Annotated in this window: 13 protein-coding genes; 8 read left to right on the top strand and 5 right to left on the bottom strand. The window is 68.0% G+C overall.

Translation table 11 applies throughout. From position 1 onward, the window contains the following. Nucleotides 1-6: 6 nt before the first annotated feature. Nucleotides 7-918, bottom strand: coding sequence for a CPBP family intramembrane glutamic endopeptidase (locus NN2_RS30915; RefSeq protein WP_063910924.1), 912 nt, complete (start codon nt 916-918; stop codon nt 7-9). Between the two features lie 373 nt (nt 919-1,291). Between NN2_RS30915 and NN2_RS30910 the strand changes: the two genes are divergently transcribed. Beyond that, the gene (locus NN2_RS30910; RefSeq protein ID WP_063018264.1) at nt 1,292-2,059 is read left to right on the top strand and encodes an SDR family oxidoreductase; all 768 of its coding nucleotides are present in this window, start codon (nt 1,292-1,294) and stop codon (nt 2,057-2,059) included. Between the two features lie 35 nt (nt 2,060-2,094). Here the strand turns inward: NN2_RS30910 and NN2_RS30905 are convergent, their stop codons facing one another. The 3 genes from NN2_RS30905 to NN2_RS30895 form a co-directional block, all read right to left on the bottom strand. Continuing rightward, on the bottom strand, nt 2,095-2,871 hold the full coding sequence (locus tag NN2_RS30905) for a hypothetical protein (RefSeq protein WP_063018262.1): 777 nt from the start codon (nt 2,869-2,871) through the stop codon (nt 2,095-2,097). Nucleotides 2,872-2,961: 90 nt separating this feature from the next. Then, nucleotides 2,962-3,423, bottom strand: a complete 462-nt coding sequence (locus NN2_RS30900) for a PASTA domain-containing protein (RefSeq protein ID WP_063018260.1) — start codon at nt 3,421-3,423, stop codon at nt 2,962-2,964. 117 nt (nt 3,424-3,540) lie between these two features. Then, nucleotides 3,541-4,422: an IclR family transcriptional regulator gene (locus tag NN2_RS30895; RefSeq protein WP_063018258.1), complete on the bottom strand. Its 882-nt coding sequence runs from the start codon at nt 4,420-4,422 to the stop codon at nt 3,541-3,543. A 412-nt stretch (nt 4,423-4,834) separates the two neighbouring features. On the opposite strand from NN2_RS30895, the gene cysD reads away from it, so the two are divergent. The 5 genes from cysD to NN2_RS30870 are packed head-to-tail and all read left to right on the top strand — an operon-like array spanning nt 4,835 to nt 10,844. Then, a complete protein-coding gene (gene cysD, locus NN2_RS30890; protein ID WP_030514770.1) occupies nt 4,835-5,740 on the top strand; it encodes a sulfate adenylyltransferase subunit CysD in 906 nt (301 codons plus the stop codon). Then, the gene (cysC, locus tag NN2_RS30885; RefSeq protein ID WP_063018257.1) at nt 5,740-7,629 is read left to right on the top strand and encodes an adenylyl-sulfate kinase; all 1,890 of its coding nucleotides are present in this window, start codon (nt 5,740-5,742) and stop codon (nt 7,627-7,629) included. Before cysD ends, cysC begins: the two co-directional genes overlap by 1 nt. 35 nt (nt 7,630-7,664) lie before the next feature. Further along, nucleotides 7,665-8,903: a hypothetical protein gene (locus NN2_RS30880; protein WP_063018255.1), complete on the top strand. Its 1,239-nt coding sequence runs from the start codon at nt 7,665-7,667 to the stop codon at nt 8,901-8,903. Further along, nucleotides 8,900-9,691, top strand: coding sequence for an SDR family oxidoreductase (locus NN2_RS30875; RefSeq protein ID WP_063018253.1), 792 nt, complete (start codon nt 8,900-8,902; stop codon nt 9,689-9,691). The genes NN2_RS30880 and NN2_RS30875 overlap by 4 nt, the downstream gene beginning before the upstream one ends. A 13-nt stretch (nt 9,692-9,704) precedes the next feature. Then, on the top strand, nt 9,705-10,844 hold the full coding sequence (locus NN2_RS30870; RefSeq protein WP_063018251.1) for a sulfotransferase family protein: 1,140 nt from the start codon (nt 9,705-9,707) through the stop codon (nt 10,842-10,844). A gap of 74 nt (nt 10,845-10,918) precedes the next feature. Here the strand turns inward: NN2_RS30870 and NN2_RS30865 are convergent, their stop codons facing one another. After that, nucleotides 10,919-11,584 carry a TetR/AcrR family transcriptional regulator gene (locus NN2_RS30865; RefSeq protein ID WP_063018249.1) on the bottom strand — a complete coding sequence of 222 codons (666 nt, stop codon included), beginning with the start codon at nt 11,582-11,584 and terminating at the stop codon, nt 10,919-10,921. A 140-nt stretch (nt 11,585-11,724) separates the two neighbouring features. Between NN2_RS30865 and NN2_RS30860 the strand changes: the two genes are divergently transcribed. Next, nucleotides 11,725-12,876, top strand: a complete 1,152-nt coding sequence (locus NN2_RS30860) for an acyl-CoA dehydrogenase family protein (protein WP_063018247.1) — start codon at nt 11,725-11,727, stop codon at nt 12,874-12,876. A 25-nt stretch (nt 12,877-12,901) separates the two neighbouring features. After that, nucleotides 12,902-13,660 carry a 3-oxoacyl-ACP reductase FabG gene (gene fabG / locus NN2_RS30855; protein ID WP_030514763.1) on the top strand — a complete coding sequence of 253 codons (759 nt, stop codon included), beginning with the start codon at nt 12,902-12,904 and terminating at the stop codon, nt 13,658-13,660. Nucleotides 13,661-13,665: the final 5 nt, after the last annotated feature.

Below are 13,665 nucleotides of genomic sequence, written 5' to 3'. Positions count from 1 at the left end.
GCGGCGCTACGTCTGCACCGAAGTTTGCAGTGCAGGTGCAGGGGCTTTCGCCACTGGCGCGAAAGCGAACAATGCGGCCGCGACGGCCGCCCACAGGATCCACCCGGGGAGGCCGGAACCGCCCAGTAGCGTGTGCGCGTGCTCGCTCGAGTCGGCCGACTGCAGGGCGCCGAAGATCAACACTCCGCTGTTCCACGACGCGTGCGCGACCGCGGCGGGCCACACGCTGGCCGACCGCAGCCGCAGCCAGCCGAGGACGGCGCCGAAGCAGATGGCGAACGGGATGTAGGCCAATGCCGACCAGGCGCCGATATCGGTGAAGCCGTAACCGAGCAGTGTGAGCGGAGCGTGCCAGAGGGCCCAGACGACCCCGGTCGCGACCAGCGCCACCGGGGTGCCGTAGCGGGAGATCAATTGTGGCAACAGCCAACCGCGCCAGCCGATCTCCTCGCCGAGCGCGTTCGGCAGCGTCGCGATGACGGACGTCGTCAGTGTCTCGAACAGTATTGCGACCACCGTCGAGGTGTCGAACTTGCCCAGATCGAAATGGAACCAGCCGAGCGCCGCGCTGATCTCATAGGCGATCCACGCGACCATTTGCGTGCCGAGCCAGGCGGCGACGATCAACCGAGCAGTGCGGGCAGGTGCCGGACCGAGGCCGAGGCCGACGTCGGCGGCGAAGCCGGGGGCCGCCGGGACGCCCGGTGCGGCGGGGCGCGCGAGCACAGGCTGCCGCATCCTCGACCGTGCGACGAGAACGGCCACTGTCGGGGCGAACATCATGAGGGCCGCGCCATCGTTCAGCCACGGGACCGATTCCAGCCCCTTCCCGTCGATCCAGGGAATCGACGCCAGCACCCATGCGAGTGCGTACGCCACCACGATGTATGTGGCGATATCCGAACGCCGAGCAATCATATGTCCGTCCTTGCGACTGAATCCGATGCCGATCGGGATCGGCCGCCACCGGTCTCGGCATTCGGCGCCCCCGGATACTTCGACGCGGTGCAAGTGGAATCGGTTCCCGCGCAGTGTGGTTCGGACGGCGTGTCCCGCCGATGTGCGGGCGCGCCGGACATACCCTGAACTTTTCGTGCAAACCGCCACAGGAGATGCGGAAAACCGCCGAATTCGGCGAGGTTTGCACGATTGATTCACCATCACCCGATCTGCAGACACTTACCGTCTCGTGCGGCGGCGGTCCGATGGTGGCGGGTGGGTGTGGTGATTCGGATGTGACATCGGCTATCGGGTGCTTGCCCGGACTCCGGGTGCGGGGTTGGGTAGGGGCATGAGCACAGTGCTGGTGACCGGTGGGACGGGAGCGCTCGGGCGGCATGTCGTGGATCGGCTGCGGGAACGCGGGCACGACGTGCGGGTGCTGTCGCGGCGCCCGGGTGCGGGGACGCATGTGGGGGATCTGACGACCGGTGCCGGGGTGCGCGACGCTGCCGAGGGCGCGGAGTCGATCGTGCACGCGGCTTCGGATTTCCGGCGGTTCGGTAAACCCGACATCGAGCAGACCCGGAACCTGCTCGCGGCCGCCGGGGAAGCGCGGCATCTGATCTATGTGTCGATCGTCGGCATCGACCGCATCCCCTTCGGCTACTACCGCAACAAACTCGCCTGCGAACAACTGATCGCCGACAGCGGTGTGCCGCACACGATTCAGCGCGCCACCCAATTCCACGACCTCATCGCCGCGGTCCTGTCCGCGGTGCAGAAGCTCCCGATCGCGCCGCTGCCCTTGGACTTCCGCTTTCAACCGGTCGCCACCGAAGATGTGGCCACCCGCCTCACCGACTTGGTAGAAGGCGAACCACGCACCCGCGCGGACGATTTCGGCGGCCCACAGGTGCTCACCCTGAAAGAACTGGCGAAGATCTGGCAGCAACACCACGGCCGCCCGCACCGCACGGTGCCGCTCCCGCTACCCGGCACGATCGCCCGCGCTTTCCGCGCCGGTGACAACACCCGCCCCGACCACGCCGACGGCACGCGCACGTGGGCGGAGTATGTGGCCTCCGATCCGGGGCCGAGCTACCGCCTGCGCGGGTAGGGCCGTCGGGTGTCACGACGCCGGCCGGGTCGGGATCAGGCCAGTCGATCCGCCGGTGTCGCTCCTTCGTCGAACATCGCCGCTGGTTCGTCGGAGTAGAACAATTCGAGATCGCGTCCCCACAGCAGACCGAGATCGCGTTCGACGGCCCAGTCCACCACCGTCCAGAACGATTCCCGTTGCGACTGCCGATCCGCATCCGGGTCGTGACGTGGTAGCAGCGTCGCGAGTTCGTGCGTCTGCGGCGCGTTCAACCAGCCGCCGACACCTTCCCCGAAGCCGCCACCGCCGTGCACCCAGTAGCCCGAGTGCGTGTCCAGCCGCACGAGAAGCTCTTGTACCCGGAACACTTCGCTGTCCGGTTCCGGACGTGAGTCGTGCCGCAGAAGTAGCGACGGGAAGATCGACCACGGGGATGGCACCCTCCACCCCAGATGCCCCCAGGTCCGCACGGCCTCGCCGGTGACGACCCACTCCACCAGTTCAACCAGTTCCCAATACCCCCAGCCCGGCTCGCCCGGGCGGCGGCCCGGCTCGGTCAGTGTGCCGCCGACGACCCGAAAGTCGCGCCCCAGGTCGCAGGTGGTGAACGACTCGTCGAGGTGGGCCACTACCGCGGCCAATCCTTCGAACCGGCACGGCATGGGTTCGCCGAGGGGGTCGCCGTCGTCGATCATTGCGCGGCCGTGCGCGTACATGCGCTGCAATGCCCCGGTGACAACGGGATGTTCGTGCCCTGCGCGCAGCGCGGGAATCACGACATCGCGAAATCTCTGCTCGTCGAAGGCGCAGACGCCGCCCCATACACCCACTGCCACTCCCGCCGCTGTTCGATCGTGGACGCCATCATCGGTCGACCGCGGGGCCCGTGACAACCGAAAATCGGGCGGCGGTAGCCGATTTCAGCACTGGCCGCCGCCGACCTCGCCGGTGGTGAGCTCGATGGTGGCGCCGGTGGGGACCGAGACGCCCGCGTCGGGATTCTGAGTGGTGATCACGCATTGGCCGCCACCCGGGCCGCGGCTGGTGCCGCCGGTGATGTGTGCGTGCAGGCCTGCGGCGGTGAGGAGCTGGTCGGCGAGGGCCGGGCGGTCGCCGCGTACATCCGGGACGCTGACCGTGCCGGCCGCGGGGGATGTGGTCGTGCCGGTGGGCTGTGCCGGGTTGGCGGCATTCGGTGTGCCGGACGTGGCTGCGGTGGCGGTCGCCGTGGTCGCACCGGTGGTAGACGTTGCGGGCGTGGCGGTCTCGGAATCGCAGCCGGACAAAACTGCGGTCAGTGCGAGTGCGGCGATCGAAATCCGCAGGGACAGAACGGTACGACGGTTGTGGTTGGAACGGCGTGGGAAGGTTGTGGTCGGCACATCCCGACCGTAGTTGCTCCCGCGTCGATGTGCGCGGGCCGTCGGTGAGGAGACGATTGCTGTTGCCTTCGCTCGGTTGGCGGGCGCATCTGTGTGCGGGCAGAGCATGCCGATCGGTCAGGTGCCGGTGGTGGTCCGGGTGATCTTTTCCGCGGTGGCGGTGATCGCTGCGCCGAGGGCGGTGAGGCGCTGGGCGGAGAGGCGGGTGTCGGGGCAGGCGACTACGGCGGCGATGACGCGGTCGCCGGCGAAGATGGGGGCGGCGACGGTGACTACGGCGTTCTCGGCGCCGAGTTCGTCGGGGAGGTAGTCGATGGTGATCAGGTCCGTGATCATGCTGCCCAGGCGGTTGCGGAGTGGATCGGTGACCGGGGAATTGCGCAGGGCGGCAAGGGCTTCGAGGACCGGAGCGGATTCGTCGGCGAGGCGCTCGACGGAGTAACCGCGGTCGCGCACGGCGTCGAGGACCGCGAGCAGGCGTTCGCGATGGGCGGGGTCGGCGTGGGCGATCCAGGCGGTGCGTTCGGAAGCCGGTGCCCAGGCGATGAATTCACGGGCCACCGGCGGTGCCAGGGGCAGGCGGCGGCCCTGCCGGATCCACGGGACCGACGGGGTGCCGGCGACCTCGGTGATGATGATCGAACCGTCGTCGCGCTCGGCCAGGAAAACCGGAAAGCCCTGTTCGGCAACGAATTCCCGCAGCAGGTCGGCAGCCAGGCGGCGCAGCGGGAAGGCCGCCTCCGCGCGGCGTGCGACGGCGAGCAGCCCCATCCCGAGCCCGTAGTTGCCGTCGAGATCGCGCACCGTCCAGCCGTCGGTAGTGAGCTGGGTCAGCACCGCATGTGCCGTCGCCCTCGACAGTCCGGTCTCGCGCACGATCCGCGCCAGCGACAAGTGCTCGGCGGGCCGGCGCGACAGCAGTTCGATTACCCGCACTACGCGATGCGTGGGTGGTGATCCCGCGGAGGCGGTAGGAGTGACCTCGGTGCTCTCGGACATCGCGCCCTTTCTGGTCGATAGCGGTGACGAGTCACACCGGTCCGCGCCGCCGCTCACCGTACCGGTGCGAGTCGGGCCGGCTTCCCGGTCCCGAGCGCTGAATGGTCGGCGAATCCCGGCTTCGGCGCGGTGGAGGACCGGACTTCGAGGCGCTGGTCGGCTCTCGAGCCGTCGGATCTGCGTGCGCCGAATCGGAGTCGCGGCTCAGGACGATGCAGCGACTTCGCACCCGGTATGGCGGCTGCGAACACGCGCCGTCGTCAACAGCCCCTTGACCGACGCGCTGCTGTCCGCTTATCGTCGGTGTCACAATATCGAACAATAGCGTCGAATATTCGACAACGCAACTCCGAAGTGGTCGAGATTTCGGATCCGGGGAAGCGATGCGAGCGATGCGGACAAGGCGAATGTGATGCGGACGGGATACGAGCTGTCGCATCTGTCGGCCCTCGAGGCCGAATCGGTGCACATCTTCCGGGAGGTGGCGGCCACCTTCGAACGACCGGTGCTGCTGTTCTCCGGCGGTAAGGATTCGGCGGTGATGCTGGAGCTGGCCCGCAAGGCGTTCTGGCCGGCGGCGCTGCCGTTCGCGCTGCTGCACGTCGACACCGGGCACAACTTCGACGAGGTGATCGAATTCCGCGATCGCACGGCGGCCAGGCTCGGCGCGCGGCTGCTGGTGGCGCGGGTACAGGACGATATCGACGCCGGGCGGGTCACCGAACGCCCGGGGGAGAGCCGGAATCGGTTGCAGACCACCACATTGCTGCGCGCGATCGGCGAACATCGCTTCGACGCTGTGTTCGGCGGGGCGCGCCGCGACGAGGAGAAGGCGCGCGCCAAGGAGCGGGTGTTCAGTTTCCGCGACGAATTCGGTGCCTGGGAGCCGCGGGCGCAGCGCCCGGAGGTATGGAACCTCTACAACGGCAAACACCGTGCGGGCCAGCACATCCGGGTGTTCCCGCTGTCGAACTGGACCGAACTCGATATCTGGGAGTACATCGACCGCGAAGCGGTGGAACTGCCGCCGCTGTATTACGCGCACCGCCGCCCGGTCTTCCGCCGCGACGGAATGCTGCTGGCCGCCAATCCTTTCCTGACACCCGGCCCGGACGAACCGGTGTTCGAGACGACGGTGCGGTTCCGCACCGTCGGCGACGCCACCTGCACCGGATGTATCGAGAGCGAGGCCGACAATCCGGCGGCCGTGATCGCCGAAACCGCGATCACCCGGCTCACCGAACGCGGCGCCACCCGCGCCGACGACCGCATCTCCGAATCCGGGATGGAAGACCGCAAGCGGGAGGGCTACTTCTGATGAGCCGCAATCTGTTACGTCTCGCGACAGCCGGCAGCGTCGACGACGGCAAGTCCACCCTCATCGGCCGCCTGCTCTACGACTCCAAGAGCCTGTTCTCCGATCAGCTGGCCGCCATCGAACGGGCCAGTGCCCAACGCGGCGACGCCGCAACGGATCTGGCGCTGGTGACCGACGGCCTGCGCGCCGAACGGGAACAGGGCATCACCATCGACGTGGCCTACCGCTACTTCACCACGCCGCGCCGCAAGTTCATCATCGCCGACACCCCGGGCCACGTGCAGTACACGCGCAATATGGTGACCGGCGCCTCCACGGCGGATCTGGCGCTGATCCTGGTCGACGCGCGCAAGGGCGTGGTCGAGCAGACCCGCCGGCACGCGTTCCTGGCCTCGCTGCTCGGGGTGCCGCACCTGGTGGTGTGCGTGAACAAGATGGATCTGGTGGACTGGTCGGCCGCGCGATTCGACGAGATCCGCGAGGAATTCGCCGATTTCGCGGCGAAGCTGACCGTCGGCGATCTGAGTTTCGTGCCGGTGTCGGCGCTGCACGGCGACAATGTGGTCACCGACTCCGCGCACACCCCGTGGTATGCGGGCCCGCCGCTGCTGAGCCACCTCGAACAGGTGCACATCGCCTCGGACCGCAATCTGATCGACGCGCGGCTGCCGGTGCAGTACGTGATCCGCCCGCACGCCGATGCCGGCACCAGCGGGGCCGGGCATCGCACCTATGCCGGGACCATCGCAGGCGGCATCTTCAAACCCGGCGACGAGGTGGTCGTGCTGCCGTCCGGGCGTTCGTCGCGGGTCGCGCGGATCTGGGGACCGGGCGGGGTGAAGGTCGACGAGGGGTTCACCGGGATGGCGGTCTCGGTGGAACTCGACGACGAAGTCGATGTCGGGCGTGGGGATATGCTGGCCCGCCCGGGAAATCGGCCGCACATCGCCGATGAGGTCGACGCCATGGTGTGCTGGTTCTCCGAGACCACCGAACTGCGGCCCGGTGCGCGCTACGCGATCCGCACCGCCGCCCAGACCACCCGCGTCCAGGTCCACGACCTCGACTACCGGCTCGACGTCAACACCTTGCACCGTGTCACGGACGCGAATGCCCTGGCGCTCAACGACATCGGCCGCCTCACGCTGCGCGGTCAGCGTCCGCTGATGGTCGACAGCTACCGCGACAATCGCCGCACCGGCAGTTTCATCCTCATCGACGAGGACACCGATCAGACTGTGGCCGCCGGGATGATCCTGGCCCGCGACACCAGGCCGGAGGCGGCGCCGGACGCCTCGGCGGTGCCGAAGGTGGTGCGCGAGGACGTCGTCTGGCACAGCTCCTCGGTGGGGCGCGGCCAGCGCCCGCACGCCGGTGCGACGGTGTGGCTGACCGGTCTGTCCGGCTCCGGAAAGTCCACGATCGCCGTGGAATTGGAGCGCCAGCTGGTGGCCGCCGGCCGCCCGGCCTATCGGCTCGACGGCGACAATCTGCGGCACGGGCTCAACGCCGACCTCGGTTTCACCGACGAGGACCGGCGCGAGAACATCCGCCGGGTGGCTCAGGTCGCCTCGTTGTTCGCCGACGCCGGTCTGATCGCCATCGTCTCGGTGATCAGCCCGTTCGCCGACCAGCGCGAGCAGGCGCGCGGCGTGCACGCCGCGAGCGGCCTGGACTTCCACGAAATCTTCGTCGACACCCCGCTGGAGGTGTGTGAGCGCCGGGATCCGAAGGGGTTGTACGCCAAGGCCCGCGCGGGCCGGCTGCCGGAGTTCACCGGCATCGACTCGCCCTACGAACGTCCCGAACACGCCGAGCTCGTGATCACTCCCGATCACGGCTCACCCGCCGAAATCGCCGCGCTGATCCGCCGCGAACTGAGACTGTGAACCGCAGTTCCGCCCGCACAACACGCTAGGACGACATGAGTACATCGACAGGATCGTCACCGGGAACCGATACCGCCGCCGGAAACGGACTTCCGGGCGGCGGGTCGCTCACCGAACCGTTCACCGCGGCGATCGCCGAGGCCGAGAAGCTGATCGCGGCAGCGGATTTCATCAACGACGAGAAGGATCTCGCCGAGGGATACGACTACCTCGCGGGCAGTATCGCCGCGTGCCTGCAGCTGTCGGGCACGCACGGCACCAGCCACCCGTACTTCGTGAGCTCCACCGGCCCGCACGCGAAAATGGGCCTGGACAACCCGGATACGCTCTACTACCACGCGAATGTCGAGCCGGGTGCGGAATATCTGCTCACCGGTGTCCGCGGCAGTACCGTCGATCTCAGCTTCCAGGTGCTGCGCGGCGACTACACCGCCACCGACGTGCCCAACGGCGACGACGCCTTCGACGACCGGCGCCTGCAGATCGCCGCCGACGGCAGCTACCAGCTTCGCTTCGGCCCGCCGAAAGCCGATGCCGGGCCGAACTACTTCGTCCTCGGCGAGGGTGCCTCGATGCTCGCGGTGCGCGAGGTCTACGGCGACTGGAACGCGGAGACGAAGGGCAGCATCCGCATCGAGCGCCTCGACACCGTCGGCACCGCGGCCCCCGAGCCGGGTGTCGACCAGCTGCGCAAGCGGTATCGGGCCGCGGCGCGGGCGCTGGTGCAGCGCATCCACACCTGGTTCAACTTCCCCAAGTGGTTCTACCTCGACCTGCCGGTGAACACCCTCACCGAACCGCGGCTCACCCCGGGCGGACTCAGCACCCAGTACTCCTCGGTCGGCCACTTCGATCTCGACGACGACCAGGCGCTGGTGATCACGGTGCCGAAATCCGATGCGCCCTATCAGGGATTCCAGCTGGGTAGCCGCTGGTACATCTCCCTCGACTACGTCAACCACCAGACCAGCCTCAACAGCGCTCAGGCCCAGGTCGATCCGGACGGGATGATCCGCATGGTGGTCTCGGCTCGCAACCCGGGCATCACCAATTGGATCGAGACCACCGGACGCCGCCGCGGCATCCTGCAGTTCCGATGGCAGCGCGTCGCCCGGGAGATGACTCCCGCGGACGGGCCGCGAATCGCCCTGGTGCCCTTCGACGAGGTGGCGGCGCAGTTGCCGCACTACGAACTCAACCGGATCGACGAGCAGGGCTGGCGCGCCCGCATCGCCGACCGCCAGCGCGGTTTCGCCGATCGGATGCTCGGATGAGCGCCGGAACTGGCCTGCTGGCCGACAAAGTGGTCGTGATCAGCGGCGTGGGTCCCGGACTGGGCCGCTCGCTGTGCGTGCAGGCGGCCGCGGCCGGCGCGAAGGTGGTGCTGGCCGCACGCACCGAATCGCGGCTGCGGGAGGTGGCCGACGAGATCGACGCCGCCGGCGGGACGAGCCTGATCGTGCCGACCGACATCACCGACGACGCCGCGGTGGCGAATCTGGTCGAGCGCACGGTGGAGACCTTCGGCCGGGTCGACGCGCTGGTCAACAACGCGTTCGCGATGCCGTCGATGAAGTCGCTGGCGCGCACCGACTTCCGGCAGATCAGCGACAGCCTCGAGCTGACGGTGCTGGGCACGCTGCGGGCGACCCAGGCCTTCACCGACGAACTGGCCAAGACCCGGGGCGCGGTGGTGATGATCAATTCGTCGGTGCTGCGGCACTCCGAACCGCGCTACGGCAGCTACAAGGTCGCCAAGTCGGCGCTGCTGGCCATGTCGCAGACGCTGGCAACCGAATTGGGCGCCAAGGGAATTCGGGTCAACAGCGTGGCGCCGGGCTACATCTGGGCCGATCAGCTGAAGTGGTATTTCGGTGAGGTCGCGAAGAAGTACGGCATCACGGTCGACCAGGTGTACGAGCAGACCGCCTCCCGGTCGGATCTCAAGCGCCTGCCCGAACCGGACGAGATCGCCAGGGCCGTGGTGTTTCTCGCTTCCGAGTGGGCCAGTGCCATCACCGGCCAGACCCTGGACGTCAACTGCGGCGAATACCACGTGTGAGGAACGGAATTTCATGACCACCGCTCGTACCAACGTCGGCACCGTCGAGGATCTGCACGCATCCGCCACCAAGGCGTGCGGGCTCACCGATTTCGGCCCCGACGACTACACCGAGGCGCTCGGTGTGCTGCTCGACTCGTATCGACGCGACGCCGACCTCACCGAACTCGGTTCCAAGATGAACCGCTATTTCCTGCGCGGCGCACTGGTCGCGCGCGCGTTGAGCGAGGCGTCCTGGAAGGCCAATCCCGGCTACGCCGAGACCGCGATCGAGCGGCCGATCTTCGTCACCGGCCTGCCCCGCACCGGCACCACCGCGCTGCATCGGCTGCTGGCCGCCGACCCGCAGCATCAGGCGCTCGAGATGTGGCTGACCGAACTGCCGCAGCCGCGGCCGCCGCGCGAGACCTGGGCCGACAATCCGGTGTTCCAGCAGATCGACGCCGGTTTCGCGCAGCATCACATCGACAATCCGGAATTCATGGGCCTGCACTACATGAGTGCCGCCGAGGTCGAGGAATGCTGGCAGCTGCTGCGCCAGACGGTGAAATCCATCGCCTACGAATCACTGGCCTATCTGCCGACCTATTCGCAGTGGTTGCAGAAGCAGGACTGGACCAACGCCTATCAGCGGCACAAGCAGAATCTGCAGCTGATCGGCCTGGGTGACACGAGGGGCTGGGTGCTGAAGAACCCGAGCCACCTGTTCGCGCTGGACGCGCTGATGGAGGTCTACCCCGACGCGCTGATCATCCAGACCCACCGCGACCCGGTGACCATCGTCGGTTCGTCGTGCAGCCTGTCCGAACAGGCCACCAAGGGCTGGTCGAACACCTTCGTCGGGGAGACGATCGGCCGCACTCAGCTCGAACTATGGTCGCGGGGCCTGCGCGAATTCAATTCCGCGCGTGCGCGATACAACCCCGATCAGTTCCTCGACATCCAGTTCGAGGATCTGCGGGCGGATCCGTTCGGCACCGTCGAGAAGATCTATTCGACGTTCGGGCTGGATTACACCGAGGCGGCCCGGAACGCGATGCGGGCGCTCGACGAGGAGAGCAAATCGGGCGACCGCAAGCCCGCGCACAAGTATTCGCTGGCCGACTACGGGCTGACCGAAGACGAGGTGAGATCGGTCTTCGCCGACCTCTGAGATCGCCGTACCCGCCGCGGGCCGGCTCGGAATCACCGAGCCGGCCCCCGGCGTTTCCGCCGGGTGGGCCCGGGTCAGACTCCGGCGGATTTCTCGCGGCGGCGGGCGCGGCGCTGCTGGATGGCGGCGAAGCGGATCTCCAGGCCCGTGACGAACGATTCCAGCGCCAATTCGAAACTCTCCGAGTCGATTTCGTCGGCCTTGGCGCGCAGCAGGTGCGCCTGTTCCAGATGCGGGTAACGGTCGCGATAGACCTGGACGTCGTCGACGAAGCCGCGGGAGAACGAGCCGATGGTCGAACCCATCACCACGTAGCGGGTGGCCGCGCCGATCATGGTGGCCTGGCGGGGTGGCCAGCCGGCGCCGACCAGGCCGCCGTGCACGGCGTCGGCCGCGCGCAGATTCTCCTCGCGCTTACCGGGGCCCGAGGCCAGGTAGGGGACGAAGTTGGGGTGGCGGACCAGGGCGGCGCGGTAGGAACGCGCCCACGAGATCAGGCCGGTGCGCCAGTCGGCGGTTTCGAAGGCCGAGGCGTCCACATGGGACATGATGCCGGCGGCGATATCGTCGAGCAGATCGTCCTTGGTGGGGTAGTGGCCGTACAGCGAGGCCGCCTGAACGCCCAGCTCGGCGGCCAGTTTCCGCATCGAGAGCTCGGGTAGTCCGTCGCGGTCGATCAATTCCAGCGCCGTCTCGCGGATGCGTTCGCGACTCAGTAGCGGTACCCGTGGCCGAGGCATCCTCGCCACCTCCTTCGCCGCGAAACCGGACCGTGCCGAGTCAACCTACACCGTCGGGCACCGGAGCCTTGAATATCCGAACGCTGTTAGTTTATCGTGGCAATAGATACCTAACAACGTTCGGTTAGGAGTTTTCCGTCATGGATCTGCAACTCGGCGATGCCCACCGCGAGCTGCGCGAGGTTGCCCGCGCCTGGGTCGACAAGGAGGTCGTGCCCTACGCCGCGGCCTGGGATCGCGCCGAATCGGTGGATACCGCGATCGTGCGCAAGCTCGGCGACATGGGCTTTCTCGGTATCGAGATCCCGGAGGAGTACGGCGGCTCGGGTGGTGACGCGCTGTCGTACTGCCTGCTGCTCGAGGAGCTCGGCCGCGGCGACAGCTCGGTGCGTGGCATCGTGTCGGTCTCGCTCGGGCTGGTCGGGAAATCGCTCGAGAGCTACGGCAGCGAGCAGCAGAAGCGGGACTGGCTGCCCCGCTTGTGCGCGGGAGAGTCGCTGGGCTGCTTCGGCCTCACCGAACCGGGCACCGGGTCCGACGCGGCGAATTTGACCACCCGTGCCGTCCGCGACGGCGAGGACTGGGTGCTCTCGGGCACCAAGATGTTCATCACCAACGGCACCTGGGCCGATATCGCGCTGATCTTCGCGCGCACCGGCGGACCGGGACCCAAAGGGGTCACCGCATTCCTCGTGCCCACGGACGCGACGGGTTTCGGCCGCACCGAGATCAAGGGCAAACTCGGTCTGCGAGGACAGGCGACCGCGGAGATCGTGCTCGACGGGGTCCGGGTGCCGGCTTCGGCGCGACTCGGCGGCGAGGGACAGGGGTTCCGGATCGCGATGGCCGCCCTCGACAAGGGGCGCATGGGCGTGGCCGCGGGATGTGTCGGGGTCGCCCGCGCCTGCCTCGAGGCCGCCGTGCGCTATGCCGGGGAACGCGAACAGTTCGGTAAACCGATCGCCTCCTACCAGCTCGTGCAGGAGCTGATCGCCGACATCGCCGTCGATGTGGAGGCCGCGCGGCTGCTGGCCTGGCGAGTCGCCGACCTGGTCGATCGCGGCGAACCGTTCGGCACCGAGGCCTCGGTGGCGAAGTTGTTCGCCAGTGAGGCCGCGGTGAAGGCGGCCAACAACGCCATCCAGGTATTCGGCGGATACGGGTACATCGACGAATACCCGGTGTCGAAGTACCTGCGCGACGCGCGGGTGCTCACCCTCTACGAAGGCACCAGCCAGATCCAGAAACTACTCATCGGCCGCGCCCTCACCGGCGTGAACGCCTTCGTGTGACAACCGATTTCGAGGAGAGAATTCGATGACAGATCAGCGCAGAGTGGCCGTGGTGACCGGGGCCGCCCGGGGTATCGGTGCGGCCACCGCGGCCCGCCTGGCCGCCGACGGGGCGGCCGTGGCCATCGCCGACCTCGACGAGAACGCCTGCAAGACAACCGCGGACGAGATCGTCGCCGCCGGTGGGGTGGCCGTCCCGCTGGCCTGCGATGTCACCGACGAGGCGAGCGTCGACGCCGCCTTCGATCGCGTCGCCGCGGAGCTGGGGTCGCTCGACATCCTGGTCAACAACGCCGGCGTGCTGCGCGACAACCTGCTGTTCAAGATGTCGGCCGACGACTGGGACACCGTGATGTCGGTACACCTGCGCGGCGCGTTCCTGTGTTCCCGTGCGGCACAACGGCATATGGTCGCCCGCCGCTACGGCAAGATCGTCAACACCTCCAGCGTCTCGGCGCTCGGCAACCGCGGCCAGGCCAACTACTCGGCCGCCAAGATGGGCATTCAGGGACTCACCCGCACCCTGGCGATCGAGTTGGGCCCCTACGGCATCAACGTCAACGCGGTCGCGCCGGGCTTCATCGTCACCGAGATGACCGCCGCCACCGCGGCCCGCGTCGGCGTGTCGGTCGAGGAATGGCAGGCGAAATCGGCCGAGATCACTCCGGTGCGCCGGGTCGGCCGCCCCGACGACATCGCGAACACCGTCGCCTTCCTCGCCTCCGACGAGGCGTCCTTCATCACCGGCCAGACCATCTACGTCGACGGCGGCCGTCGGCTCTGAAACCG

It is taken from the genome of Nocardia nova NBRC 15556 (assembly GCF_001613005.1).
GTDB lineage: Bacteria > Actinomycetota > Actinomycetes > Mycobacteriales > Mycobacteriaceae > Nocardia > Nocardia nova.
The sequence above is the reverse complement of the archived record's forward strand: the minus strand, read 5'-3'. Positions and strand labels throughout refer to the sequence as shown.

Coding starts and splice junctions, on each gene's coding strand:
- NN2_RS30865 (WP_063018249.1), bottom strand. CDS start 11,584: ATGCCTCGGCCACGGGTACCGCTACTGAGTCGCGAACGCATCCGCGAG.
- fabG (WP_030514763.1), top strand. CDS start 12,902: ATGACAGATCAGCGCAGAGTGGCCGTGGTGACCGGGGCCGCCCGGGGT.
- NN2_RS30910 (WP_063018264.1), top strand. CDS start 1,292: ATGAGCACAGTGCTGGTGACCGGTGGGACGGGAGCGCTCGGGCGGCAT.
- cysC (WP_063018257.1), top strand. CDS start 5,740: ATGAGCCGCAATCTGTTACGTCTCGCGACAGCCGGCAGCGTCGACGAC.
- NN2_RS30875 (WP_063018253.1), top strand. CDS start 8,900: ATGAGCGCCGGAACTGGCCTGCTGGCCGACAAAGTGGTCGTGATCAGC.
- NN2_RS30860 (WP_063018247.1), top strand. CDS start 11,725: ATGGATCTGCAACTCGGCGATGCCCACCGCGAGCTGCGCGAGGTTGCC.
- NN2_RS30880 (WP_063018255.1), top strand. CDS start 7,665: ATGAGTACATCGACAGGATCGTCACCGGGAACCGATACCGCCGCCGGA.
- NN2_RS30870 (WP_063018251.1), top strand. CDS start 9,705: ATGACCACCGCTCGTACCAACGTCGGCACCGTCGAGGATCTGCACGCA.
- NN2_RS30915 (WP_063910924.1), bottom strand. CDS start 918: ATGATTGCTCGGCGTTCGGATATCGCCACATACATCGTGGTGGCGTAC.
- cysD (WP_030514770.1), top strand. CDS start 4,835: ATGCGGACGGGATACGAGCTGTCGCATCTGTCGGCCCTCGAGGCCGAA.
- NN2_RS30895 (WP_063018258.1), bottom strand. CDS start 4,422: ATGTCCGAGAGCACCGAGGTCACTCCTACCGCCTCCGCGGGATCACCA.